General features: G+C 69.2%; 19 protein-coding genes, 1 tRNA gene and 4 pseudogenes. 10 read left to right on the top strand and 14 right to left on the bottom strand.

Annotation, left to right across the window (positions count from 1 at the left end):
- Positions 1-105 precede the first annotated feature (105 nt).
- The 4 genes from M2157_RS22820 to M2157_RS22805 form a co-directional block, all read right to left on the bottom strand.
- Positions 106-750, bottom strand: a complete 645-nt coding sequence (locus tag M2157_RS22820) for a DUF308 domain-containing protein (RefSeq protein WP_280866085.1) — start codon at positions 748-750, stop codon at positions 106-108.
- Between the two features lie 135 nt (positions 751-885).
- Positions 886-1,083, bottom strand: coding sequence for a hypothetical protein (locus M2157_RS22815; RefSeq protein ID WP_280863855.1), 198 nt, complete (start codon positions 1,081-1,083; stop codon positions 886-888).
- Positions 1,084-1,192: 109 nt separating this feature from the next.
- Positions 1,193-1,726 (bottom strand): hypothetical protein, encoded by a 534-nt coding sequence (locus M2157_RS22810; RefSeq protein WP_280863508.1) that lies wholly within the window; start codon positions 1,724-1,726, stop codon positions 1,193-1,195.
- A 62-nt stretch (positions 1,727-1,788) separates the two neighbouring features.
- On the bottom strand, positions 1,789-4,464 hold the full coding sequence (locus M2157_RS22805; RefSeq protein ID WP_280866084.1) for a LuxR C-terminal-related transcriptional regulator: 2,676 nt from the start codon (positions 4,462-4,464) through the stop codon (positions 1,789-1,791).
- Between the two features lie 179 nt (positions 4,465-4,643).
- Here M2157_RS22805 and M2157_RS22800 point away from each other — a divergent pair, with 179 nt between their 5' ends.
- Positions 4,644-4,946 (top strand): amphi-Trp domain-containing protein, encoded by a 303-nt coding sequence (locus M2157_RS22800; protein WP_280863506.1) that lies wholly within the window; start codon positions 4,644-4,646, stop codon positions 4,944-4,946.
- A gap of 12 nt (positions 4,947-4,958) precedes the next feature.
- Here M2157_RS22800 and M2157_RS22795 read toward each other — a convergent pair whose 3' ends face one another.
- From M2157_RS22795 to M2157_RS22770, 6 genes and pseudogenes are all read right to left on the bottom strand, one after another.
- Positions 4,959-5,795, bottom strand: coding sequence for a class II glutamine amidotransferase (locus tag M2157_RS22795; protein WP_280863505.1), 837 nt, complete (start codon positions 5,793-5,795; stop codon positions 4,959-4,961).
- Between the two features lie 75 nt (positions 5,796-5,870).
- Positions 5,871-7,286, bottom strand: a complete 1,416-nt coding sequence (locus M2157_RS22790) for an MFS transporter (protein WP_280866083.1) — start codon at positions 7,284-7,286, stop codon at positions 5,871-5,873.
- A gap of 255 nt (positions 7,287-7,541) precedes the next feature.
- A complete protein-coding gene (locus M2157_RS22785) occupies positions 7,542-8,321 on the bottom strand; it encodes a hypothetical protein (protein ID WP_280863503.1) in 780 nt (259 codons plus the stop codon).
- Positions 8,314-8,937, bottom strand: a pseudogene (locus M2157_RS22780) (RNA polymerase sigma factor); the annotation flags it as partial. The pseudogene M2157_RS22780 and the gene M2157_RS22785, both read right to left, overlap by 8 nt.
- A 164-nt stretch (positions 8,938-9,101) precedes the next feature.
- On the bottom strand, positions 9,102-9,281 hold the full coding sequence (locus M2157_RS22775; protein WP_280866082.1) for a hypothetical protein: 180 nt from the start codon (positions 9,279-9,281) through the stop codon (positions 9,102-9,104).
- A gap of 650 nt (positions 9,282-9,931) precedes the next feature.
- Positions 9,932-10,246, bottom strand: a pseudogene (locus M2157_RS22770) (hypothetical protein); the annotation flags it as partial.
- Here M2157_RS22770 and M2157_RS22765 point away from each other — a divergent pair.
- The 3 genes from M2157_RS22765 (at position 10,216) to M2157_RS22755 (ending at position 12,693) form a co-directional block, all read left to right on the top strand.
- A complete protein-coding gene (locus M2157_RS22765) occupies positions 10,216-10,356 on the top strand; it encodes a hypothetical protein (RefSeq protein ID WP_280866081.1) in 141 nt (46 codons plus the stop codon). The pseudogene M2157_RS22770 and the gene M2157_RS22765 overlap by 31 nt on opposite strands.
- Before the next feature lie 592 nt (positions 10,357-10,948).
- Positions 10,949-11,755, top strand: coding sequence for a sigma-70 family RNA polymerase sigma factor (locus M2157_RS22760; RefSeq protein WP_348541801.1), 807 nt, complete (start codon positions 10,949-10,951; stop codon positions 11,753-11,755).
- The gene (locus M2157_RS22755) at positions 11,752-12,693 is read left to right on the top strand and encodes a CU044_5270 family protein (protein WP_280863497.1); all 942 of its coding nucleotides are present in this window, start codon (positions 11,752-11,754) and stop codon (positions 12,691-12,693) included. Before M2157_RS22760 ends, M2157_RS22755 begins: the two co-directional genes overlap by 4 nt.
- A 361-nt stretch (positions 12,694-13,054) precedes the next feature.
- Here M2157_RS22755 and M2157_RS22750 read toward each other — a convergent pair whose 3' ends face one another.
- A complete protein-coding gene (locus M2157_RS22750) occupies positions 13,055-16,120 on the bottom strand; it encodes an FG-GAP-like repeat-containing protein (protein WP_280866080.1) in 3,066 nt (1,021 codons plus the stop codon).
- A gap of 490 nt (positions 16,121-16,610) precedes the next feature.
- On the opposite strand from M2157_RS22750, the pseudogene M2157_RS22745 reads away from it, so the two are divergent.
- A pseudogene (locus tag M2157_RS22745) lies at positions 16,611-17,052 on the top strand (PIN domain-containing protein).
- Positions 17,053-17,308: 256 nt separating this feature from the next.
- On the opposite strand, the gene M2157_RS22740 reads toward M2157_RS22745, so the two are convergent.
- Positions 17,309-17,379: transfer RNA gene (locus M2157_RS22740), tRNA-Gly, on the bottom strand.
- A 499-nt stretch (positions 17,380-17,878) separates the two neighbouring features.
- Between M2157_RS22740 and dcd the strand changes: the two genes are divergently transcribed.
- From dcd to M2157_RS22715, 5 genes are all read left to right on the top strand, one after another.
- On the top strand, positions 17,879-18,454 hold the full coding sequence (gene dcd, locus M2157_RS22735) for a dCTP deaminase (protein WP_037735257.1): 576 nt from the start codon (positions 17,879-17,881) through the stop codon (positions 18,452-18,454).
- Entirely contained in the window at positions 18,451-18,960 is a 510-nt protein-coding gene (locus tag M2157_RS22730; protein WP_280866079.1) for a phosphoribosyltransferase, read from the top strand. The genes dcd and M2157_RS22730 overlap by 4 nt, the downstream gene beginning before the upstream one ends.
- A gap of 372 nt (positions 18,961-19,332) precedes the next feature.
- The gene (locus M2157_RS22725; RefSeq protein WP_280863494.1) at positions 19,333-19,545 is read left to right on the top strand and encodes a hypothetical protein; all 213 of its coding nucleotides are present in this window, start codon (positions 19,333-19,335) and stop codon (positions 19,543-19,545) included.
- Positions 19,535-20,317, top strand: coding sequence for a DUF2637 domain-containing protein (locus tag M2157_RS22720; RefSeq protein ID WP_280863493.1), 783 nt, complete (start codon positions 19,535-19,537; stop codon positions 20,315-20,317). Before M2157_RS22725 ends, M2157_RS22720 begins: the two co-directional genes overlap by 11 nt.
- Before the next feature lie 535 nt (positions 20,318-20,852).
- The gene (locus M2157_RS22715; RefSeq protein WP_280866078.1) at positions 20,853-21,329 is read left to right on the top strand and encodes a hypothetical protein; all 477 of its coding nucleotides are present in this window, start codon (positions 20,853-20,855) and stop codon (positions 21,327-21,329) included.
- Between the two features lie 79 nt (positions 21,330-21,408).
- On the opposite strand, the pseudogene M2157_RS22710 reads toward M2157_RS22715, so the two are convergent.
- A pseudogene (locus M2157_RS22710) lies at positions 21,409-22,289 on the bottom strand (YIP1 family protein).
- Positions 22,290-22,429: 140 nt separating this feature from the next.
- Entirely contained in the window at positions 22,430-22,609 is a 180-nt protein-coding gene (locus M2157_RS49155) for a hypothetical protein (RefSeq protein ID WP_348541832.1), read from the bottom strand.
- Positions 22,610-22,723 lie beyond the last annotated feature (114 nt).

The following is a 22,723-nucleotide window of genomic DNA, read 5'->3' as shown; positions in this document are numbered from 1 at the left end:
GCCCGGTCGCCGTTGCGTGCAGTCTCAGCGTGGACACGACCGGGGCCGGGTGGCCTCACCCGACGCGGGTGACCTTGCGGGCGACCCGGCGCTCGTTGGACACAGTCACGCGAGACGATCAGGGTTCGTCCTTCGCAGCGCGGCCCGCCACGCGAGGGCGACCGCCGCCTCGGCCAGGCCGAGCAGGACGAGCCACAGGCCGAGCAGCCGGGTCAGGGCGCGGGCCGACTCCGCCGGCAGGGCGAGCACCACGATTCCCGCGACGATGCCCAGCACCGCGGCGCCCAGGAGGACCCCGCGGTGCGGCAGGTCCTTGGCGGCGATGGCCGTGTAGAGGGTGAGGATGCCGGAAACGAGCCAGACGACGCCGACGATCAGCGAGAGGGCGGCGATGGTCTGCAGCGGGTTCCGCAGGCTCAGAACCCCGGCCAGGAAGTACAGCACGGCCAGAAGCAGCCCTGGGAGCCGTTCACCGTGCTCCTCCCGGCCGAAGACGGCCACGAACCGGAACGCCCCGGTCACCAGCAGGTACAGCCCGATGAGGACGGCCAGGACGTGCAGGGTTTCGTCCGGCCAGACCAGTACCAGGACGCCCGGCACCACGGTCGCGACCGCCGAGCACAGGATCCAGGTCCACGAACGGCCCAGTTTCGCCAGCACGTCCGCGGGATCACTCACCGGGAGGGGGGCCGCCCCGGCGGCAGGGGGTTCTGGCCCGGGGGGCGGCGCCGGATCACGCGACATGGTCATGGCTCCTCCTCACGTGATCGAGCGGGTCGCCCGCGGACCGCCGACGGGGCGGTGTCCGAGGAACGGTGTTCCGGACCGCTTCAGGGTCGCGCCTGTCACCGGGTGCCGGGATCACCCACCACGGGTGATCCCTCGTCACTCCGGCAGCTGCCTCATCTCCAGGACCCGCAGGCCCAGTGACTGGCAGCGTGCCAGCAGTCCGTACAGGTGCGCCTCGTCCACGACCGGACCGAACAGGACGGTCTGGCCGGACATCACCACGTGGCCCAGCTCCGGAAACGCTTTGGCCAGCGTGTCCGACAGGTGTCCCTCGACGCGGATCTCGTAGCGCACGAACTGTCCTCCCATGGGCTGCCTGGGACAGGCGGACGGCGCCCTTCCCTGCGATCGTGCGCCTTCGTGCCGCTGCGGGCCTCACCCGGTACAGGTGACCGCCCCCTGCTCAATGCGTCAGAACGATCTTGAAGGAGACGATCAGCAGACCCAGCAGCAAGTTGACCGACGCCGTGATGGCCAGGAGCCGCCGCGTAGCACCGGCGCGGAGTGCCGCGGCCACGGACCAGCCCACCTGCCCGGCCACGGCGACGGAGAGCGCCAGCCACAGGGCACCTCGCACGTCGAGGCCCAGGAGCGGGCTGACGGCCACCGCGACAGCCGGCGGGACGGCGGCATTGACGATCGGCCACTCGTCACGGCACACGTGGAGTACGACACGGCGGTCCAGAGCCTGTTGCGCCAGCCGCGCCCCGAACAACTGGGCATGCACATGCGCGATCCAGAACGCCAGGCCGGTGAGCAACAGCAGCAGCACCAGCTCGACGCGCGGGAAGGAGCCCAGGGAGCCGGCGCCGATCACCACGGAGGCCGCGAGCATGGATCCGTAGACGCCGCCCGTGTAGTCGGCGTGGGCGCGGCGCTCGGCACGACGCTCCCCGCGGGCCGTGGCCGGGACGGTCCTGGTTCTGGTTCTGGACACCGACGACTCCCTCCGGACTCAGCGCGCCGGATCACAGCAATGGCGCTCTCACCGACGCGCGTTCACAGCAGCCGGAGGTCGCGCGCGCGGCGCACCGCGTCGCCTCGCCGGTTCACCGCCAGCTTCCGGTAGACGCTCTTGAGGTGGGTCTTCACCGTGTTCACCGACACGTAGAGATCGGCGGCGACCTCCTCCGTCGACATCATCCGGGCCAGCCGCTCCAGGACGTCGCGCTCGCGTGCGCTCAGCTCCACCGCGACGAGCGGCGGGGGCTGCGCCTCCGGCCGGGGTCCCTCACCGTGGCGCTGCGGGCCGGGCGTGAGCCAGCCTGCCAGCTCGTGGAGCGGAGCCGTGGCCAGGAGGGGCCGCAGCCACGCCCCCGCGTCGAGGAACGGGCGCCGCAGCCGCTCCCGCCGAGCGTCGAGGAGCGCATGGGCCACGAGCCTGCGGGCCGTGGCGGTGTCTCCCGCCCCCTCCGCGGCCTGAGCCCGCACCAGCGCGGCCCGCACGGTCACCGCCGGCCCGGCGCGGCTCCCGGCGCGGATGCCGTCGAGCAGGTCGATGGCCGCCGCTGTACGGCCGGTGGCGAGCTGGATCGCCGCGGCCTCCACGGCACACGCCGGCTGGTCGGCGGACAGCCCCTGCAGCACCTCGGCCGCCGCGTCCGGCCGCCCCTCGGCCAGGTGGGCGGCAGAGGTGACGAGGGCTTCCTGGCTTGTCGCCCAGGGTGAGGCCTCGGCGGCGGAGACGTCCGGGTCAGCGGCAGCCACGGCGGCTTGGGTCCTGCCCCTGGCCAGCAGCAGGCGAGCCGTGGTGAGGGCTCGTCCCGCCGCCGGGACCGGGTCATGTGTTCCTGTCGGGGTCTGGGCCGTCTCGTCGAGGAGGGCCTGGGCCCGGCCCAGCTCATGGCGGTCGACGGCCACGGCGGCGAGGACCAGCTGCCCGATGCCGGAGCCGGACGGCTGGGGAAGGCCGACCCGCTCCATCTCGGACACCGCCGCCAAGGCCTTGCGCTCCGCCCGGCCGAGCCAGCCGTCCAGATAGTCGAGCAGGGCCAGGTGCTCCAGGGCGTCCTCTCGGGGCAGCACGGTGGAGGCTCCGCCGGGAGCGGCGGCCGCCGTGGTCAGGACAGCGCGCGCGTCCTCGAAACGTCCGGCCCACAGGCGGGCCGAGCCCAGATGGGTCAGCAGGAGAGCGGTGAGTTCGGGATGCTTGTCCAGGAGGCGCGCCGGGACCTCCTGCCGCAGGTCATCGGCCGCTACGGCGGCCCTTTCGGCCCGTGGGGGGCATCCGGCCAGCCGGGCGGCCAGTGCCTCAAGGAGCGCACAGCTCAATCGGGCCGCCGCCACGTCGGGCGCGTCGTCGGCCAGCCGCTCCTCGGCGCGGCGCAGATGTGCCAGACCATGATCGAGGTCGTGCCGGGACAGGTCACGGGCGGCGCGTACGACGTCCGTCGCGGGGCTTCGGGCCTCGGGCCCCATGGGGGAGAACAACTGGGTCAGGTCGTCCGAGCGCAGGCCGGTGAGGAGCTGTCCGATCGCCAGGTCGTCTACGAGGGCGCCGGCGGCGGCATCCCAGTCGCCCGCGGCGGCACAGTGGGCGAGCGTCTCCGGCAGGAATCCGGAACGACGCAGCCACCGCGCGGCCCGCCGGTGGAGTTCCGGCTCCAGGCCTGGCAGACGTACGCGCAGATGGGCCCGGAGTATCTCCCGGAACAGCGGATGGAGCTGGTACGAGGAGTGCCCGAGAAACTCGACGAACGCGTTGTCGCGGTGCAGTCCGGCGAGAAGGGGCTCGGCATCGGTCCGGAGGGTCAGCGCGTTGGCCAGATCGGGGGAGAAACGCTCCAGGACGCTGACACGCAGCAGGAGGCCCTGGGTCTCCTCCGGCTGTCCCCTGAGGACCTCGGCCAGCAGGAAGTCCGCGACCGTACTGCGGTCCGCCTCGAACTCCTTCAGGTAGAGCTCCGGGTCGGCGCTCTCCAGGGCGGCCAGGGCGGACAGGCGCAGACCGGCGGCCCAGCCCCGGGTGCGGTCCACCAGGGCGCGCGCGGCCGGAACCGGGAGGCTCAGACCGTGCAGCTCCAGCAGTGCGACGGCCTCCTCGGAGGTGAACGCGAGCTCGGCGGCGCGGATCTCCGTCAGCTCGCCGGCCGCCCGGTAACGGTGCAGCGGCAGCAGCGGTTCGGTGCGGGTGACGAGGACGAGATGCAGGCCACGCCCGCCGTGGTGCAGGACGAACTCCAGCTGCTCCGTGACCTCCGGATCGGTCACGCGGTCGTACTCGTCGAGCACGAGGACCACGGGCCGGTCGCGATCGTTCAGCTCGGCGGCGAGCGCTGCCAGCAGCTTGCGATCCACCAGGGAAGCGTCCGCGGGGGCCCCGACCGCGTCGGACACCGACGCCCCGCAGGCGCGCAGTGCCTGAAGGACGTACGCCCAGAACACCCCGGGACGCCGGTCCCCCGCTTCGACGGTGAGCCAGGCGACCGGCCGGCGCAGTCCGGCGGCCCAGTCGGCGGCCAGCAGGGTCTTGCCGGCCCCGGCCGGGCCGTTGACCAGCGTCAACGGCGTCACGAGAGCCTGATCGAGGTGCTGGACGAGCCGCTGCCGCCGCAGGAACGTGGCGGGTCGCGCGGGGAGGGCGAACCGGGTGCGCAGGAACGGGTCTCCCTGGGGATCGGCGTACGGTACGGCCGGAACGGTCGTTCCGCGGGCGTTCTCGTAGGTCTCGGCCACGGTCGCTCACCCCTGTCTGCCAGGGTCACGTCACGGGCGGCGCTTCCTCCACCAGCATCCCAGCCTCTCCGCCATGACGCGCGTCACGCCGGTCACCCCGACATGCGCAGCGGACCCGAGAGGACGAGATTGGAGGTAGCCCGACCGCCGAACGTGCCGTATCCGGATCGGAGACATCCATGAAGGACCTCAAGTTCGAACAGAAGCGTTCCCTGTCCCGCCTTGAGGCGGCTGATCAGCTCACGGCGCTCGCAGCCGCGCTGAGGGAAGGTGGCGATGCCGAACTGGATCTCGGTCCCGGAACGCTGAGCCTGCGGATTCCCGACGACCTTCGCAGCGAGCTGGAGGTCGAAATCGGCGAGGGGGAGATCGAGTTGGAGCTCGAGTTCAAGTGGCCGACGGCAGGGCGCAAGAGCGTGCCGGCAAAGACAGGGCGCAGCGCTACGAGCACCAGCAGGAGCAAAGGCGCGAAGCGCCCGTGATCCGCTGACGCGTCACGCCGGTTCCGGGACGAAGCGATGCATCTCGTCGGCTCCGGCATGTACGACGCTGTAGCTGCTCTCCGGCACCTCGTTCCAGGCACCCGGCAGATCACCGAGGGGCTCGGACACGATGAGACGGGTCTCGTCGGACACTTCCCGCAGGAACGCCAGGTCGGGGTGCAGCTCTCTCAGTGTGTCCACGCGGGTGCTGTAGAACAACGACCGGGAAGCGCCCTGGCTCGAGTAGCGGAAGGCCCACAGGCGTTCGCCGTCGGTCACGGCGATCGTCATCTGGACCGGGAACTCCACACCGTGGTCACGGCCGCTGCGCTCCACCACTCCCACCATCCTGGCCACGGCGCTCGGCGGATCCTCGTCCAGGCCGAAGGTGATCGCCAGGTAGAACATCATCTCCGAGTCCGTCGTCCCCTCGATGTCGGAGTACAGCCCGGGGTCGACGAGCAGGGACAGGTCGCGGCGCATGAGGTGGAAATCCGCGATGGCACCGTTGTGCATCCACATCCAGCGGCCGTGCCGGAACGGGTGGCAGTTCGTCTGCTGCACCGCAGTTCCGGTCGACGCCCGTATGTGGGCGAAGAACAACGGGGAGCGGACATGATCCGCGATCTCCCTCAGGTTGCGGTTGTTCCAGGCGGGGCCGATGTCCTTGAGCAGAGCCGGGGTGTCGATGTCTTCCTCCGAGTACCACCCGACGCCGAAACCGTCGCCGTTCGTCGTCTCGACTCCCAGTCTGGAGTGGAGGCTCTGATCGATCAGAGAGTGGGTCGGTCGGTAGAGGATGGTGTCGAGCAGCAGGGGTGTTCCCGAGTAAGCGAGCCATCGGCACATGAGCGCTCACCTCCGTCAGTCCCATTTTCGTCTCCCTCGCCGCGCGTCGCCATGCGGGCGTCGTGTGCAGACACCTCACGTGGGTTCGTGCGGCAGCGAAGGAGTGGTGCTCGATACCGGGCCCCGGGGGAGGAACACCGCGGAAGCGAGGCCGACGAGCCCGAGGACGGCCAGTGTGATCATCGCGGCTCCGTAGGCATGGGTGGTGAGGCCGGCGACGAGGATGGTGCCGGCGATCGCGGTGCCGAGTGAGGAACCGAGGTTGGAGACGCTGCGCGACAGCCCGGAGATCTCGCCCTGCTGCTCGTCGGGGAAGCTCGACTGCACGACGTTGACCGAGGGGGTCAGAGCCAGACCGAGGCCCAGGCCGATCAGCAGCAGCCCGGGCGCGAAGGCCCAGGCACTCGGAGAGCCGCTCGCCAGGGCCAGCAGGACGCCGACTCCGGCGATCGCCACGACGAAGCCCGTCACGATGAGGGTGCGCTGTGCCCACCGCCTCGCCAGACGTTCGGCGGCCAGTGAGGACGCGAGCAGACCGAGCGTGGCGGCGGTGAAGATCACGCCGGTCTGGATCGCGTCGTATCCGCGGACGACCTGGAGATAGGTCGCGACGACGAACGACGTCCCCATGAGCAGGAGCCACTGGATGTTCTGCGTGACGAGACCGAGATTGGAGGTGCGGTTGCGGAACAGGCTCGTCGAGAGGAGTGGCTGTTCGCCGGCCCGCTCCTTGGCGCGTACCGACCGGAAGAACCACCACAGCACGAGCGCACCGAGGACGATCAGGCCGATCATCAGCCAGACGTTGTTGTCGGCTGCCAGGATCCCCGTGACGAGGAGGATGAGGCCGACGGCCGAGAGGATCGCTCCGGCGGTGTCGAAGGGGCTCGTGGGATCCGGTGGCAGGGGGTCCTTGATCCGGCGGCTCAGGATGATGATCAACACGATCACCAGGGCCTGGAACGCGAAGGCCGCCCGCCAGCTGATGGCCGAGGTGATGAGTCCCCCGATCAACGGCCCGGCGGCGGCGCCGATGCCTCCCAGCGCCATGACGGTCCCGAACGCGCGGGCACGGGAGGTCACTTCGGTGAAGAGGAGCGTCGTGAGGATGTAGACGGGCGGGATGAGCAGCGCGGTGCCGACGCCTTCCAGGATCGAGTTGCCGAGGATGAGGACGCCCAGGCCCGGGGCGACCGCGCTCAGCAGGGCGCCGACGCCGTACACGGCGAGACCGGCCAGGAAGCACCGCTTGCGGCCGTAGCGGTCGGTCAGCTTGCCGCCGGGGATCATCAGGGCCGCCATGACGAGGAGAAAGATCGTGATCGCGAGCTGCACTCCCTGCACGCTCGTGTCCAGGTCCTCGCTGATGTCGTTGATCATCACGTTCATGTTCGAACCGGCGAAGCTGCAGATGAACTGGGCCAGGGCGAGGGGCGCCAGCACGCCGTGCGTCGCACCGGACGGGCGTTCGGAGGCAGCCGCATCAGACACCGGCGCCGCTCCTTTCCGGACGCCTGGGGGAAGTCTTGTGCCTGGGCCCCCGGCTTCCGGGTCGCCACTGTGGTTCCCCTGCCCCAAGCGTGCGCTGCGGCGGAGCTCACCGCACTCCGGCCGCGGAGACACCGGACCAGGCCGGCGAGTAGACCTACAGATCGACATGGACGCTGCGAACGTGACAGAAACACGCCTCGTGCCCCCGAACGGCGAACGGCGAACGGCGAGCGGCGCGGCCGATGGTCGCGGGTGCTACTCGCCCTTCCCGCCGCTGGTCTGGCCGTTGCCGGCCGCATTGCCCGCGCCGCCGGAGCCGTTGCCGGGATCCCCGTTGCCCGACGTGCCGGTGTTCCCCGCCGTTCCCGTGCCGGCGTCTGCGGTCCCCTTGCCGGGGGCGCCCGCGTCGACGGACCTGCTGGGCACGGCTGTCGCCCGCGCGAGTTGTTCGGAGCAGTATGCGGCGACCTTGCCCTCGCCGCCCGAGGCCGCGACGAGCCGCTGCCAGGCCGCCGCGTCGAGCGCCTTGCCGCGGTCCTTCGCCTGTTCGTAGGCGCGGCAGTGGGCCTCGATGTCCTGGGCGGTGGCTGGGCCGTTCGCCGTTGCGAGGCCACCGGAGGACGCTGCCGAGGTCTCACCGCCCGGCGGGAGCGGGGCGACAACCGAGGGGTGCGCAGTCCTCCGCCCGGCACCGTCCGCGGACGAGCCGACCGAACCGATGGCCGCGACCGCGACACCGCCCAGGGCGAGACTGGCGAACACGGCGCCGAACGTCGCCTTCACAGGGCGTCCGGCACGCCGCTGGGCGGGCAGCCGCCAGTCGTCCCGGCGCCGGGTACGCGCCCGGTGCAGGCCCGTGCCGCGGGCGTCCCGGAAGGCGGCCGCGGCCCGCTGCTCGGTTTCGGGGTCGAGAGCGCGTGCTCGCAGGACGGCGGCCAGCACCGTCTCCAGCGCGACGTCGTGACGTACGCCCCCCGGGCCGGACACGGCATCGCCAGGGCCCGGAACTCCGTTGCCGCTCAGCCGTTCACCCATGTCCGCTTCCGTTCCTGTCCGACAGGTTCCATTCGTACGGCCTGCCGGACCCTCGGGCCGGTCCTCCGGTCCGCTGCCGCTGTTGTCGTTCATTCCGACTCCCCAGCGTCCGGGAAGCCTCATCCGTCACGCTCCCTCTCCCCTCGCTCTCGACGCCCAGTTGGCGGGCGAGGCGTTTCAGACCTCGGTGGGCGGCCGTGCGCACCGCTCCTGGGCGCTTGCCGAGGACGCGTGCGGCAGCGGGACCGTCCAGGCCGACGACGACCCGCAGGAGCACGGCCTCGGCCTGGTCCTGCGGCAGTCCGCGGACCAGTTCGAGGGCCCGCTCGGTGGAGAGGGTTTCCAGGGCTTGTTCATGGGTGCTGTGCGGGCCGGGCAGGTCCAGCACGTCCTGTTCGTTCGCCCCCGACCGGGGCCGCACACGCTGTCGGCGCAGGTGGTCCACTGCCCAGTGCCGGGCGATCGTCGCGGTCCAGCCGCGGAAACCGGCCCCGTCCCCCTTGAACCGTCCGAGGTTGCGGGCGATCTCCAGCCAGGCGTCGGAGGCCACGTCCTCCGCGTCCTCGCCGACGATTCCGCGCAGATAGCCGAGCAGTCCCGGCTGCATGATCCGGTGACGTTTTGCGCCGGCCGTGCGCTGTGTGAGTCACGGGTCCGCGAACCTCTCTCCGCGCCGCCCGACTCCCCCCGGGAGCGGCGTGGAGAGGGACGAGGCGGCCGGGGCCCAGCCACGCACGGGCCCCGGCCGCCCTGCACGCCCTTCGAACCGACGGCGGCCGGTCAGTCCTTTTCCCCGATGCCTACCGGTCTGTCGTCCCTCAGCTCGGTGAAGAGCCGCTTCGCCTTCGCCGCGTCCCACTTCACGGCGCTGCCCTCCGGCGTGCTGATTCCGAGGCCGGCCACGGGGACGGTGAGCTGCCTGCCGGCTCCGGACGAGACCTGGCTCTTGGGCCGGTACATGGCTGCTGACCTGCACAGATTCATTGTTCCACTGAAGGCGGAAGCGCTTGGTGGCACCGCTGTTGACCGTGGTTGTCCGCTCTGAAGGGCACGGTATGGGCACGACGCGGTGCGGTAGAGGAGTGCCGTGCCCATGTCGCTTTCTCGGTGCCGGGGCTTGTCGATGCGCAGGTCGACCGAGCGGAGTCGTCGCGATTGCACATGGGTGCCGCCTTCGGCCTGGTTCGGAAGATCACAAAATGCCGGTTCGAGCTGCAGGCTTCGATCTCCATGACGGGCAGCCTGGTGCCCAAGGCGGTGAGCGTGGCGCAATACCGCGACTCGAGATCGAGAGACCCTGCAGGATCCGCTCAACCGAGTTTCGACGCTCCCGCTCCTGCTGACCACGGACTCCATGCACTCGTGCGTACGAGTCCTGAGCAGGTGTCGACGGCGCGGCCGGCTCGGAGCCGCCCGGGTCGTCAGACGGGCCCGACATCAGGTGGCCCCAGCGCACGGGTGTCAGACCTGGGCTGGGCAACACTCTCGCTGCTGTTGAAGTGGAAAGTCACCCGCCACACAGGCGAGCACCAGCATCGCTGGGGCGCGACCGGGCCGTGAGCAGTCGGCGATGAAGCGCGTCTTCATCGCCGGCGGCGCCTTTGCAGTCTTCAGTCTTCGTGCGGAGGCTCCAGCTCCTGGGTTCGTTCACCGATATCGTCGGCCCAAGATTGTGCCCACCGACGCAGCTCGGTGATCGCTGGCTCGTCGAGCCCGTAGGCGGCAAACTCCGTGTCGTCGATCCAGTCGGCCCCGACCAACCGTGCTTGAAGCTCGCGGAGGTCGAACGAGTCGCGGGCGTGGCGCCGTCCAAGCTCTTCCAGCTCGATGGGGCTCCAGCGGTCGGCCGCGGCCTGTACGTCGACCAGATCCCTGGCCAGTCCGCGGTCGGCCAGTGCGCGAACCTTGGTGCCGACGACATCTTCTTGCCCTGGACGCGCAGATCACCGCGCACCGCGAACTCATCCAGGCCGCGACTCACCACCGCAGCACACTCGCCGCGCATCTGCTGACCGGCGTTCTGGTCCCCGAATGACGCACTCCTCTCCTTTCAGTCCGTCCGCGAAGGAACCTTCTGTGAATGCTCCGCCGTCCGAGCCACGATCCGGAACGAGGTACCTGTGGCTACTCGTGGCAGCGCTGTTCTCGCTCGTGGTGGCTCTTCTCGCCGGGATCCTGAAGACCAGCACCGGAGCCGCATTCGCTGAGGCAGTCCTTTACGGCGGCGCTGCTTTTGCCACGTCGATGGGCCTCTGCGTGCTTGTCCTGTCTGCAGCCGGCCAACTCTGAACGAGCTGACATGCCTTTCGGGGAAACACCCATACGCGGGCCACAGCTCGACGTCGGACAGAGTGTACGAACGGTGCGAGTTCTCTGGTCGGTCCAGACAACAAAGAAGGCCCGGGGCTTTCGACCTGGGCCTTCTCCATGGAGCGGGTGACGAGAATCGAACTCGCGCTCTCAGCTTGGGAAGCGACGGCGCTTTCGAGGTGAGACAGCCGCTGACCTGGCCGTATGTGCTCTGGCGTGGCGGTCGGGAGTGCGGGATCGCACCGTAGTCGACCGTGGTTGACCGCTCTTAAGAGCACGCCATGGGCACGCGGCCGGTCGGAGGATCCGCTCGTGATGTGATCGTTGCCACAGAGACGACGGGTGCCGAGCGGACAGGGCTGGTTGTGGAACTTTCCCTGCGTGACCGGATACGCGCCGGCGATACGGAAGCCTTCGCCGAACTGTTCGGCGCGCATGCCCGGGCCGTCTACAGCCATGCCGCCCGCCTGTCGGCAGACCGGGGCACCGCGGAGGACGTGGTGTCCCTGACCTTCCTGGAAGCCTGGCGGCTCAGGGAGAAGCTGAGACCCGAAGCCGCGGCCCTGGATGAAGACGCCGACGTGCCCGAAGGCGACGGACTGCGCCCCTGGTTGTACGGCATCGCCACCAACGTCCTGCGTAACACGCGCCGCGCCGCCCGCCGGCACAGCGCAGCGCTGGCCCGGCTCCCCGACCGCCCGGCGGACCGTGACACCCTGCCCGACTTCGCCGACGACCTCGTGGGCCGCATGGAGCACGCCGAGCGGCTCGCTGCCGCGCGTACCGCGCTCGGTCGGCTGCGCAAAGCCGAGCGTGACGTGTTCGCACTGTGCGTCTGGTCGGGACTGAGCTACGCGGACGCAGGTGAGGCCCTCGGCGTGCCGGCGAGCACCGTACGGTCGCGGCTCGCCCGGGCAAGGCAGCGCTTACGGACGTTGTCGGAGGCGGAGTTGGCCCGGCGCACGTCCGCCGGAAGGACGGCCGGGTCCCGAGGCAGGCCGAGTACCGCCGCGACACCGGATGTTCCACCCCCGCAGGAAAGGCCGGGACTCGGCACGCGCACCGGACAGGTACCCGGTGGCCGCCCCGAAACGGCCCGTTCGACACAGGAGAAGGACCGATGAACCCCGAAGAGCGCGAGGAACTGGCCAGGCTGCTGCCGAGCCCGGGTGAGCCGGTCCTGACGAGCGACCGCCACGACCTGCTGAAGGACCATCTGATGAGAGAGCTCACCGAGCAAGCCCCGGAACTCCCCGACACCGCGACGGCTCCCGGCCGGCGAGCGCGCGCCCCCCGCCGCTTCGCCGTCATCGCCGTACCCCTCGCCATGGCGGCGGCGGTCGTCGCCGCGGTTCTCGCCGGCGCCGTCGGGCCCGAGACCGCCACGACCGATGCGGACGCGGTCGACCTCCTCAACCGGATCGCCGAGGTCGCCGCCGCGAAGAAGACCGTGCCCGTCAGGGACGACCAGTACATCTATGTCCGCACTCAGGGCTCCATGAAGTTCTCCGAGAAGGACGTCCGCATCCTGCGCGAAGCGACTTGGACCGCCGTCGACGGCGAGCGTGCGGGACTGCGCCGGGTCACGGTGCTGGTGGGCCCGCCGTTCCGGCCCCGGGACCCGTTCTCCTCGTACTCCAAGGGCACTCACGACATGAGGCTGAGCCCCGACCCGAACGTCACCACGTTCCGTGAACTTCAGGCGCTGCCCACCGACCCCGACGCGCTGCTGGAGGAGATCTACGCCGGCACGAAGGGGGAGGGACAGACCAAGCAGAGCGCGGCGCTGGAGAAGATCGGCGACATGCTGCCCGACGCCACGCTCCTGCCCGAACTGGACGCCGCGCTCTACCGCGCGGCCGCCAAGATCCCGGGCGTCTCGGTCGTCACCGACGCCAAGGACTACACCGGCCGCTCCGGCATCGGCCTGAGTTTCAAGGAGCGCGACGGCCGCACGGTCTGGGTCTTCGACAAGAAGTCCCTCGACTTCCTGGGCTCGGCGGACGAGGCGCTGCTGGATGTCGGGGTCGCGGACAAGGCAGGCGAGACGCCGGCCACATGATTGCTTGTTCCTGGAGAGCAGCCCCCTCTCGCAATTTTCGAGATCGCACCCTTGGAGACCGCTGTGCCCGCTCTGAACGGTACGGCTGGGGCAGGCGAGGTGAGCGGGCGGCTTCTGGGGCGTAGCGTGCCAAGGCCCGTGAAGACTCGATCTCCACCAGAACCGAACTCGTCCATCCGGTCTCCGCCCGTTCGTCGAGCCAGTCGCGCAATGCCTGTGACTCGGACTCGGCGTGGACGAGTTTTGTCGATGCGCGGGGCGACCGAGCGGAGCCGTCGCGACTGCACACGAGAGTCACCTGCGGCGCGGCCGAGGCCGGAGGGCCTCGCGCGGACATCACGTCACGAGCCCACGAGGGGGGTCAGTACATGGCCTTGTAGCCCTGCCACCCAGCGGCGATCCCGGTGCGAGGACCGAAGGAGCCCTTGCCGTCGCCGTTGTTGCGCCACAGCTTGCCGGAGGTGTCGCGGGAGACGACGTCCGTCCTCCCGTCTCCAGTGATGTCGCCGGCGCCCACCACGACGTTGTAGGAGGCACCCCAGTTGTCGGCCACCTTGACCCGCGCCCTGAAGCCGCCGGTCGCCGTGCCCATGTACCGCCACAGCTCGTTCGACGTGTCCTGCGCCAGCAGATCTCCGTACCCGTCACCGTTGAGGTCGCCGACGCCGATGATCTTCTTGTAACCGGACCACTTGGAGAAGATCTTCACCCGTGCCGAGAGCTTTCCGCTGCTTGTGGCCTTGTACAGGTAGACGTCACCGGTGGACGCCTGGCGGGCGATCAGGTCCGCCCGGCCATCACCGGTGATGTCGCCCGGTGAGGTCAGCACGTTGTACTGGTTCCAGCCCGACGTTCCCAGCGCGGTGTACGGCGTGGACGTCGTCAGGGCCTTGCCGCACCCCGGGCGGTACGCCCGCAGCGCACCGCTGCTGAACCGCACGAGCACGTCATTGCAGCGATCACCGTTCAGGTCTCCGAACGGCACCACCGCGATCGAGGCCGGCCATCCCGAAGCCGAGGTCTTCGTCGAGAACTTCCCGGCTCCGTCACCCCGGTGGAAGGAGAGTGCACCCTGGGAGGTGAGCGTGAGCAGGTCACCGATGCCGTCGGACCCGACATGGTCGCGTCTCACCGCAGCACCACCGGTCAGCTTCAGTGAGCCGGACGCCGTCGCCGGCGCACCCTGCTTGTCGGCCGGGGCCACCGTCAGCGTCCAGCTGTACGTGCCGTTCGGCACATACGCGCCCGTCGACGTCCTGCCGTTCCAGGACGTATGGATCGCGTCGTGCGCGGCGCCATCGGACAGCGTGCGCACAGTGGCCCCGGTCGCCTTGTTCCTGAGGACCAGCGTCCATGACGCGGCCGGCTTCGACAGCCACCACGTGCCGTCCCACGAGGACGACGAGTCCACCAGGCTGACCGAGGGTTCCGTCCTCGCTCCCAGGAGCGCGATGTCCGTGGCGGAGACGCCGCTCCGCAGGACGTGGATGTCCTGGGAGGCCGGGTCCACGTAGCCGACCAGGCCGGTGTACGGATCGACGTCCCACCTTCCGGCCTTGGCCGCCAGGGTTCGGCTCACCGCGGAGCCGCTGGTGACGTCCGTGAGGATCAGCGCTCCGGATGTGGAGTCACGCGTGACCAGGAAGCCGTCGCCCAGGTGCGCCTCTCCGCCGGTGGGCACGGCGATGAGCGTCTTCCTGCGGGTGTCGTACACGAAGGCTTTCTGCACGCTGCCCTGGGGAAGATCGCACGAGCCGGACCAGTACACCCAGCGTCCCACCGCCTGGAAGTCGCCCGGACCGCAGCCGCTGCCGCTGCCGACCACCCGGAACGACGTGATCGGGTTGCCCGAACGCACCTCCGTGGCCGTGACACTGCCGTCCCCGGCCGCCGTCCACAGCGTTTCCCCCCACAGGGCGGAGGGGACCGCACCGGCTGCGCCCGTACGGGTGAGCACGACCTTCCGTGTGTCCAGATCCGCCACGACCAGGCCGTCTCCCGCGGGCGAGGGCCCCTGCCAGGCCGCATACCGGCCCTCGACGTCCGCGAGGCCATGGTGGTCCTGGAGGCCGGAGGTCACCACGGTGCCGGGAAGGGACTGACCCCGGTCCAGGACGGAGATCTCCCCGGCCGTGTTCCGGATGACCGCCCGGCCGTCACCCGTACCCATCAGGTCGGGACATCTCCCGTAGTCCCCGGCCATGATCCCGCACCTCCGGGTCGCTCCCCGGTCCGTGCGCGTGCCCGCCGTCAGAGCCTCCGCCGCGGCCGGCGAGCGGCTGTACAGGTGCGTCGCCCCGTCGCCGGACTCGTAGGTCATCAGCTCACCGCCGCTCAGGTCGAGCGACTCGATCCCCATGGGCACGGCCGGAAGGTCCACGATCCGGTGGACCCGGGGCAGACCGTCGGCCCCCGCCTGGACCTTGGCGATGCCGTAGTCCAGAGAGGACTCCCCGCCGGCGAGGACCAGGCCGCCGTCGGGGGTCATGACGGTAGCGGGATCCGCCCGCTTGAACAGGGGCAGCTCCGCGGAGCCGTCGAAGGGCAGTGCAGACACACTCCAGACGGAGGAGCCGCTGCGCCGCGCGACGACGAGCGCGTCACCGACGACGCCGAGGATCGTGTTCTCAGAGGTGCGGGGGAACGCGACCTCGTGCGTGGGCGAGTCGTAGGCACCCTTGGCATACACCCGCACCCGGGACGTGCCGAACCAGCTGACCAGGTAGTCGGATCCGACCACGGCGTCCGAGTTCACCAGTGGAGGCAAGATCGTGGCCGCACCCGTCTCGGCATCCACCCAGGCGTAATGGAGGACATGGTCCGGGCCGTTGTAGTTGACGAGGATGCCGGAGGCGGAACCCCTGGGAAAGAAGGGGAAGACCGTCCCGTCCGGGAATCCGGTCACGGGCTTCTGCACCGTGCTGCCGTTCTCGTTGTGCAGCAGGAACAGCTGAGTCCGTTCCCCACCGGTCGACGTGCTGGTCAGGACAGTACGTCCGTACGTCTGCAGATAGCTCTGGCCTGCTGGGATGGCCACGGTCTCCGTCGTACCGGTTCCCATGTCCCGGAGCATGACCTGCCCACCACTGCCCTGGGTCGGGCGAAGGGCGACGACGTCCGAACCGGTGCCGTACGAACCCGCAGTGCGCGGCCCGAGTCCCTCGCCACCTTCCACCGGCTTCCGGCTGCCGTCGTAGCTGGTCCACCAGAGGCCGGAACCCTCGGCGGTGGAGCGGTACTCGAGGAAACCGGAAGCCCCCGCGCTCTGCAGATACGCCGTGCGCGGGGTCGTGCGCATGGTGGCCGGAACGATGATCTCCGTTGCGGTCTCCGCGTGCGCCGGCGCCACCAGCGGCACGGCGGACACAGAGAGCGCCAACCCGATGATCGTGGCAAGGGAGCCACGCATGAAGGTACGACGAGTCACTTGCTTCCCCTCCCCGACGGAGGGCCCCATCCCCCCCGAACAAGCGGGCGAATACTAGCAGTTGTTCAAGAACGGATGACCTTGCCGAGCCGGTTGGCCGGCCCGTGTGCGGATGGCACGGCCGCCCGCGCGTACAAGCCGCGGAAGATTCCCGCACGGCGCGGTGGGACACGTATTCCCAACACACGGTGCAACCTTCGGCAAAACACAAACCCCAGGCCACTGACCTGGGGATTCTCTCTGAGTGGGTGACGAGAATCTTGGCCGATTCGGCTGTGTGACTGCGAGCGCGCACGCGGGACCGGACCGGGTTGGCTGTTGACGGTATGTCCGTCCAGCCCGACCCATCTCGCGGCCATGGCGAACCGGGTCTGGGACGAGCCGTTTTTCTCGCGGACGTTCGAGGGGCGGGTCGTACGCCGTCCAAGGCTGAGATCCGTGACTGGATCGCTGACGCGGTCCGCCGCGAGACGGACTCCGGAACTGCCGCGTGATCATCGTTGTCGCGGGCACGTCCGGCCTCCTGGCCGTTCTCGACTCGACGCATCCGGAGCACGCAGCGGCGAACGAGGGGATCATGACGGCCGATCTTCTGGTCATGTCCCCGCTCCTGCTGGCGGAACTCGATCACGTGGCCACGCGCGAGCTGGGGCGCGGGGCCGCCGTCAGCGCGGTCGACGACCTGCGGCGCTGGATGAGTGGGGGTCGGGTCGTCCTGCCGGAGGTCATGGAGGACCACTTGGGGCGCCGCAGTCCGTCCGAGTCCGCTACGGCGCGCTCGACCTGGATCTCGCGGACGCGGTGAACGTGGCGCTCGCCGCCGACTACGACACCGACGCGATCCTCACCCTCGACCGCCGGGATTTCGGGCGGTACGACCGTTGGGCCGTCACAAGGCGTTCCGCGTACTGCCTGACGACCTCCCGCTCTGACAGGAGATTCTCTGCGGCCAAGTGCCTGCGCCCACAAGGGACTTGTGTCTCTTCCGTGCGCGCTCCGCGGGGTTCGTCCGGCGCCGTGCGGGACGGGTGGGCTGAGTGCTCTGACCGCCCGAGCCTTCCGATGGTCGACGTGACCTCGCAGTCACCCCCGTCCGGCAACGTGATTCGGGTCCAGGGGTGCCATCAAAACGCCGAAACGGCTTACCAATACACAAGCCCCAGGCCGCTGACCTGGGGCTTCAAGAAGAGCGGGTGACGAGAATCGAACTCGCGCTCTCAGCTTGGGAAGCTGATGTTCTACCATTAAACTACACCCGCGTAACACGCCGGATGGAACCGGTGTCGAACGCAACGTTACCTTACCTCATCCCAGGTCCCCGGCGCTGAAGCCGTGGGGCCTGAGTGCGTTTCAGGGGTGGGACAGGGCTGCGGGCAGCGGGAGTTGGGGCGTACGGTGGAGGCGTGGAAGAGGGTCCGGGCGGGATCGGAGTGCCGCCTGGAGGGCCGTCCCGTTCATCCCGTAACGTGGCTTTTGTCGTCAGGTGAGCAGTAGCCCGACGCGGCTCTTGGGGAAGGGACTCTTGGACTTGATGGAGCGCACCGTCGTCCGTTGTGCCGATGGGCACGTGTTCAGCACCGCTTCGTTCCCGATGCAGCAGGCCGAGCGACTCGGCCCCGGACGGCTCGTCCGCTGTCCTCGCTGTGCGCGGCTCCGGAGCGTCGTTCCGGTGGCCTTGGAGAAGCACTGAGAGATCGGTACCAGGCGCGCGGTCCGTCCGATGGTGGTCGGTTCGCGCGCCTTGCGTATCCTCGGGGCGTGCTTCTCTCAGACAAGGACATCCGGGCCGAGATCGACGCCGGGCGGGTACGGATCGATCCCTACGACGAATCCATGGTGCAGCCGTCCAGCGTCGACGTGCGCCTCGATCGCTTCTTCCGGGTGTTCGAGAACCACCGCTACCCCCACATCGACCCCTCCGTCGAGCAGGCCGACCTCACGCGGCTCGTGGAGCCGGAGGGCGACGAGCCGTTCATCCTGCACCCCGGGGAGTTCGTCCTCGCCTCGACGTACGAGGTCATCACCCTCCCCGACGACCTGGCCTCCCGCCTGGAGGGCAAGTCCTCCCTCGGCCGGCTCGGCCTCGTCACCCACTCCACGGCCGGCTTCATCGACCCCGGCTTCAGCGGACACGTGACGCTCGAACTCTCCAACCTGGCCACGCTCCCCATCAAGCTCTGGCCGGGAATGAAGATCGGCCAGCTGTGCATGTTCCGGCTCTCCTCGCCGGCCGAGTTCCCCTACGGCAGTGAGCGCTACGGTTCCCGCTACCAGGGCCAGCGAGGCCCCACCGCCTCCCGCTCCTTCCTCAACTTCCACCGGACCCAGGTATGAGCGCCGTACGGGAGAACCTGACCTACGAGGCGTTCGGCACCGCCGTCCGTGAGCTCGCGCAGACCATCGCCGACGACGGCTACGAGCCCGATGTCGTGCTCTCGATCGCCCGCGGCGGAGTCTTCGTCGCCGGCGGCCTCGCGTACGCCCTCGACTGCAAGAACATCCACCTGGTGAACGTCGAGTTCTACACCGGCGTGGGGACCACCCTGGAAATGCCGGTCATGCTGGCCCCCGTCCCCAACACCATCGACTTCTCCGACAAGAAGGTCCTCATCACCGACGACGTCGCCGACACCGGCAAGACACTCAAACTGGTGCGCGACTTCTGCCTCGACGCCGTCGCCGAGGTCCGCTCGGCGGTCATCTACGAGAAGTCCCAGTCCCTGGTGAAGTGCGAGTACGTCTGGAAGCGCACGGACGACTGGATCAACTTTCCGTGGAGTGTTCTGCCCGTAGTACGTAGGTCGGGCGAGCCGCTCATGCCCTCGAAGGAAGCGCTCTGACCCAGTCGTGGGTCAACACACACGTGAACGGCCCCTGACCAGGCGATACGGTCAGGGGCCGACGTGCTGCGCCCTGCCGGTTGCGGCCTGTCGTGTCCGGCCCAGGGATCGACATGACTACTCATCCAGTTACACCGGCGGCGAATCCTATTTACTCCTAAAGTGGAGTCGAGAAGAAGAATTTATCGACCAATAGGGTGCAGAGTTAGATGTGTAGCATAATTGATTGAGAACCCATTTCTCAGGTTTTCTGCCTTCGCAGCTCACTCTTTTGCCGCACGCCCTGAAGGAGGGGAGTCGCGTTATCAAGCTATGACGACATCAAGGACCCATGGCCTGCCTCGGCGCACCACGAGGACGGATAATATTTCTGTGGTCCGCGATCTGACAGTGGGGAAGTACACTTTCCAGCCTGGTGCGGAGTACGCGGCGCTGACGTCCGAGCGTCAGGTCACCGAGCCATTGCTTCGCGAGTTCCTCGCCCTGCTGGAGGAAGTCCAGGAGGAACTCAATTCACGATGGAACGGTCAGGAGAACTCCGGCCGCCGCGGACAGCCTGACGGGTCGCATTTTCGTGAATCATGACTATGCCGATCCTGCCTTTGCGCAGCGTGACTACTACTCCGAGGCGTACTCCGACGCGTACTCCTACGGGCCGAGTACCGGCTGGAACGGCGGACATGCCGACAGCGTCCACTCAGGAGTTCCCCTGACCGCACCCGCCGGAGGCTGGGACCCGGTCGAGGAACTCGCCTATCTCCTGCAGGAGTCCGTTCCGCCGGAGCAGACGGCCAGAATCCCGCAACCTCGCAGCGAGCCCGCATCCGGTGGAACCTTCACCGACCCGATGGAGAACCTGGCGCAGATCACCGCTCAGCTGCCGCCCATCCGACGCTCCTCCGCCGGGCACCGGAAGCTGAACGCCCGCAAGACCCGGCTCAAGTGGTTGCAGACCGGCAGCTTCTTCATCGTCGCGCTCGTCGCCGTCATCGTGGCGATGGTCAGCGTCTTCGGCGGCATGGTGGCCTACAGGCCTCTGCAGAACATCACCACCGGGACGGGAGGCGCCATGGTCCCGTCGTGGCCTCTTCTCGTGTACGGCCCCTGGATGGTGGCCTCGCTCTCCATCCTCCGGACCGCCCTGCACCAGCGGCGAGCCGTGCACTCGTGGTTCATCGTCCTGCTGTTCTCCTCCGTCGCGATAATGCTGTGCGTGGCTCAGGCGGACAGAACCGTCACTGGTATCGCCGGAGCATGCCTGCCGGCCCTCGCCTCCCTCGCCTGCTTCCAGCAACTCGTCCGCCAAATCACGCTGACGCTGCCCCCGCGCCAGGGCACGCGGCGCCACCGCCGGTAGCAGTATCGTCCTCGGCGCACGGGTGCCCGTTTCTCCCCGCACGTTTTTGGCGCGACTGAGCACCCCGGTCGGCTCGTCCAGCGAGGCCGTGCCGGTCCGTATGCAGTTTCGCTGCCCAGCAGTAGCCGATGGCGCTACCTCGGTGGACCCTTCGTGATCGGGCAGGCCGGCATCCCAGCAACCACGGGGCCGTCAACCTCGAACAGCGGATCGGTTCTGAGCTGACCTTGAGCCACGTTCGCGGTTTGATCACTATGACGAGACGGTGCTCGGGCGGCCCCGCCCCCCGGTCCGCGTCAGCGGTGGCACCGCCCACTCACGCGGCCCTCGCCGGCCAGTCCTACCGGGGTGGCTGCCACGGCATCGACACCACCGTGACCAGCACCGGTCGGGCACGTTCTGACACCGCCGGAGAAGACGTTCGACTGGAAGATCGACGGCACCCAGGCCAAAGGATTCGCCAAGACGGTCAACAGGGCAAGATCCTGAGTTCGATGGTGCCGGATGCCAAGAACATGACGAAGTGGGGACTGCGGTGACTTCTCTCAAGGAGGCCCTCACGTGGAGCGGACCGGCGGTCGTTGTGCTCTTCACCCTCGGGCGGGCCGAATCCGCCCTGGCTGAGGGTGCGTTCGACCTCGTCGGCACGCGTCCGGACGAAGTCGGCCACTTTCCGGTCTCCACCGAGTCCTGGGACCGGCCCGCGGTCGTCCAGGCCTACGACCTCACCTTCGAGGAAGGACGGGTGGACGATCCGGAGCTCCCCGGCTACCTCCGAGAGTGTCTGCGGAAGGCGTCGGAACACGCCGAGGGAATCGCGTGGCTGACGTTCGAGGGGGCCTTCCACTTCGACCATCTCTTCGCGGACGACATCGCGGACCAGGTCTACGGCTACTGCGTGGCCGGGAGCGAGCCTGTGGTCGTCTGGGATCGCGAGATCATGAAGAGCGATCGATGGAAGCGTGAGATCAGGGAAGTGCGGTCGGTTCTGGACCGGGATTTCCCGGCGTAGCGGACGGCACGAAAGAGAATGGGCTCCCGGTCGGTACCGGGAGCCCATTCTCGTCGTACGTCCGGAGAAGTCCGGAACGCTAGAACGTGCCCAGCTTCACGATCGACAGCAGTGCGATCAGCTGGATCGCGGAGGCACCCAGTGCCTTCGGCCAGGGGAGGTCGTGGGACCTGGACACCATCAGGGTGAGCAGGGCGCCGGCCGCCACCCAGGTCGCCCAGCCCAGGAGCTGGACGAAGGACGCGTCGCCGCCGAAGAACATGGCCACGATCAGGCGGGGGGCGTCGGTCAGGGACATGATCAGCATGGAGAGGCCGACCGTGGGCTGCCACGCGCCGTCGCCGCCCAGCTGGCGGGCCAGGGCGTGGGTGACGACGCCCAGGACGAAGGCCGACAGGACCATGGCGACGGCCGTGGTGAGGACGATCGGGATCGCGTTCGACAGGGTGGCGTTGATCGCGTCCTCGCGGGCGCCCTCGAAGCCGAACACCGCGAGCAGGCCGTAGAGGAAGGTCACGATGAGGGCCGGGCCCCACATCGTGTAGTCCCGCATCTGGAGGAAGGTCTGCTTGGGGGAGAACAGGATCCCCTTCAGGAGTTCCTTCCAGTGCAGGCGGGGGCCCGCCGGGGCCACCGGGGCCGAGCCCGCGCGGTAGGTGCCGCCCTGGTTGTAGGGGTCCTCGCCGACCGAGAACGCCTGGGTGTGGCCCGGGTTGTTGGCCGCGTACGGGTCATGGCCGCCCTGCGGGTGCGGGGCACCACCGGCACCGTCGCCGAAGTACTCCGGCTCGTCGTAACCCCCGCCGCCGCCCTGGGTCCACTGGCCCGGGTGTGGGGCTGCGGCGCGGGGGGATAGCCGTACGGCTGTCCCTGGGGCGCCTGCTGCCCGTACGGAGGTTGTTGCGGTCGCGCGTGAGGAGCGCCGTTGTCCCGGCCGCGTCCGATCCTGAATCCAGCCACGTCTTCGAACGTACCTGGTCCCGGGGAGCGGCGTGCGCGGCCCGGCGTTTCGGGGACGGCTTTGCTGCCGAGCTGTGACATCCCTTAAGGGAGTTCTCATCCGTCCCCTACGGGGCTTCCGCGCTCCGGGGCGAGGTCCGTCAGTCGGCCAGTGCGGCGCCGAAGACGGCACGGTTGCCCAGGCCCAGACCACTCACGGTCAGCGGGGCCGAGCCCGTGCCCGTCGGGCAGGAGGCGGTGCCGGGGAAGAGGTGCAGCCAGCCGATGGCCGGTGCGGCGGCGACGAGTTCGGCGCGGCCGTCGCGGTCGTAGTCACGCAGCAGGACCGAGGTGCCGAACCAGGAGTCGCTTTCGGCGGCCGGGCGCTGGAAGCCGGGCGTGGTGTAGTCGATCTGGCGGGCGTTCGTGCCGGTGAGCCCGGACTTCCCGCCACG

The organism is Streptomyces sp. SAI-127, assembly GCF_029894425.1.
In the GTDB taxonomy this organism is placed as follows: domain Bacteria; phylum Actinomycetota; class Actinomycetes; order Streptomycetales; family Streptomycetaceae; genus Streptomyces.
This window is presented reverse-complemented; position numbering and strand designations above follow the sequence as displayed.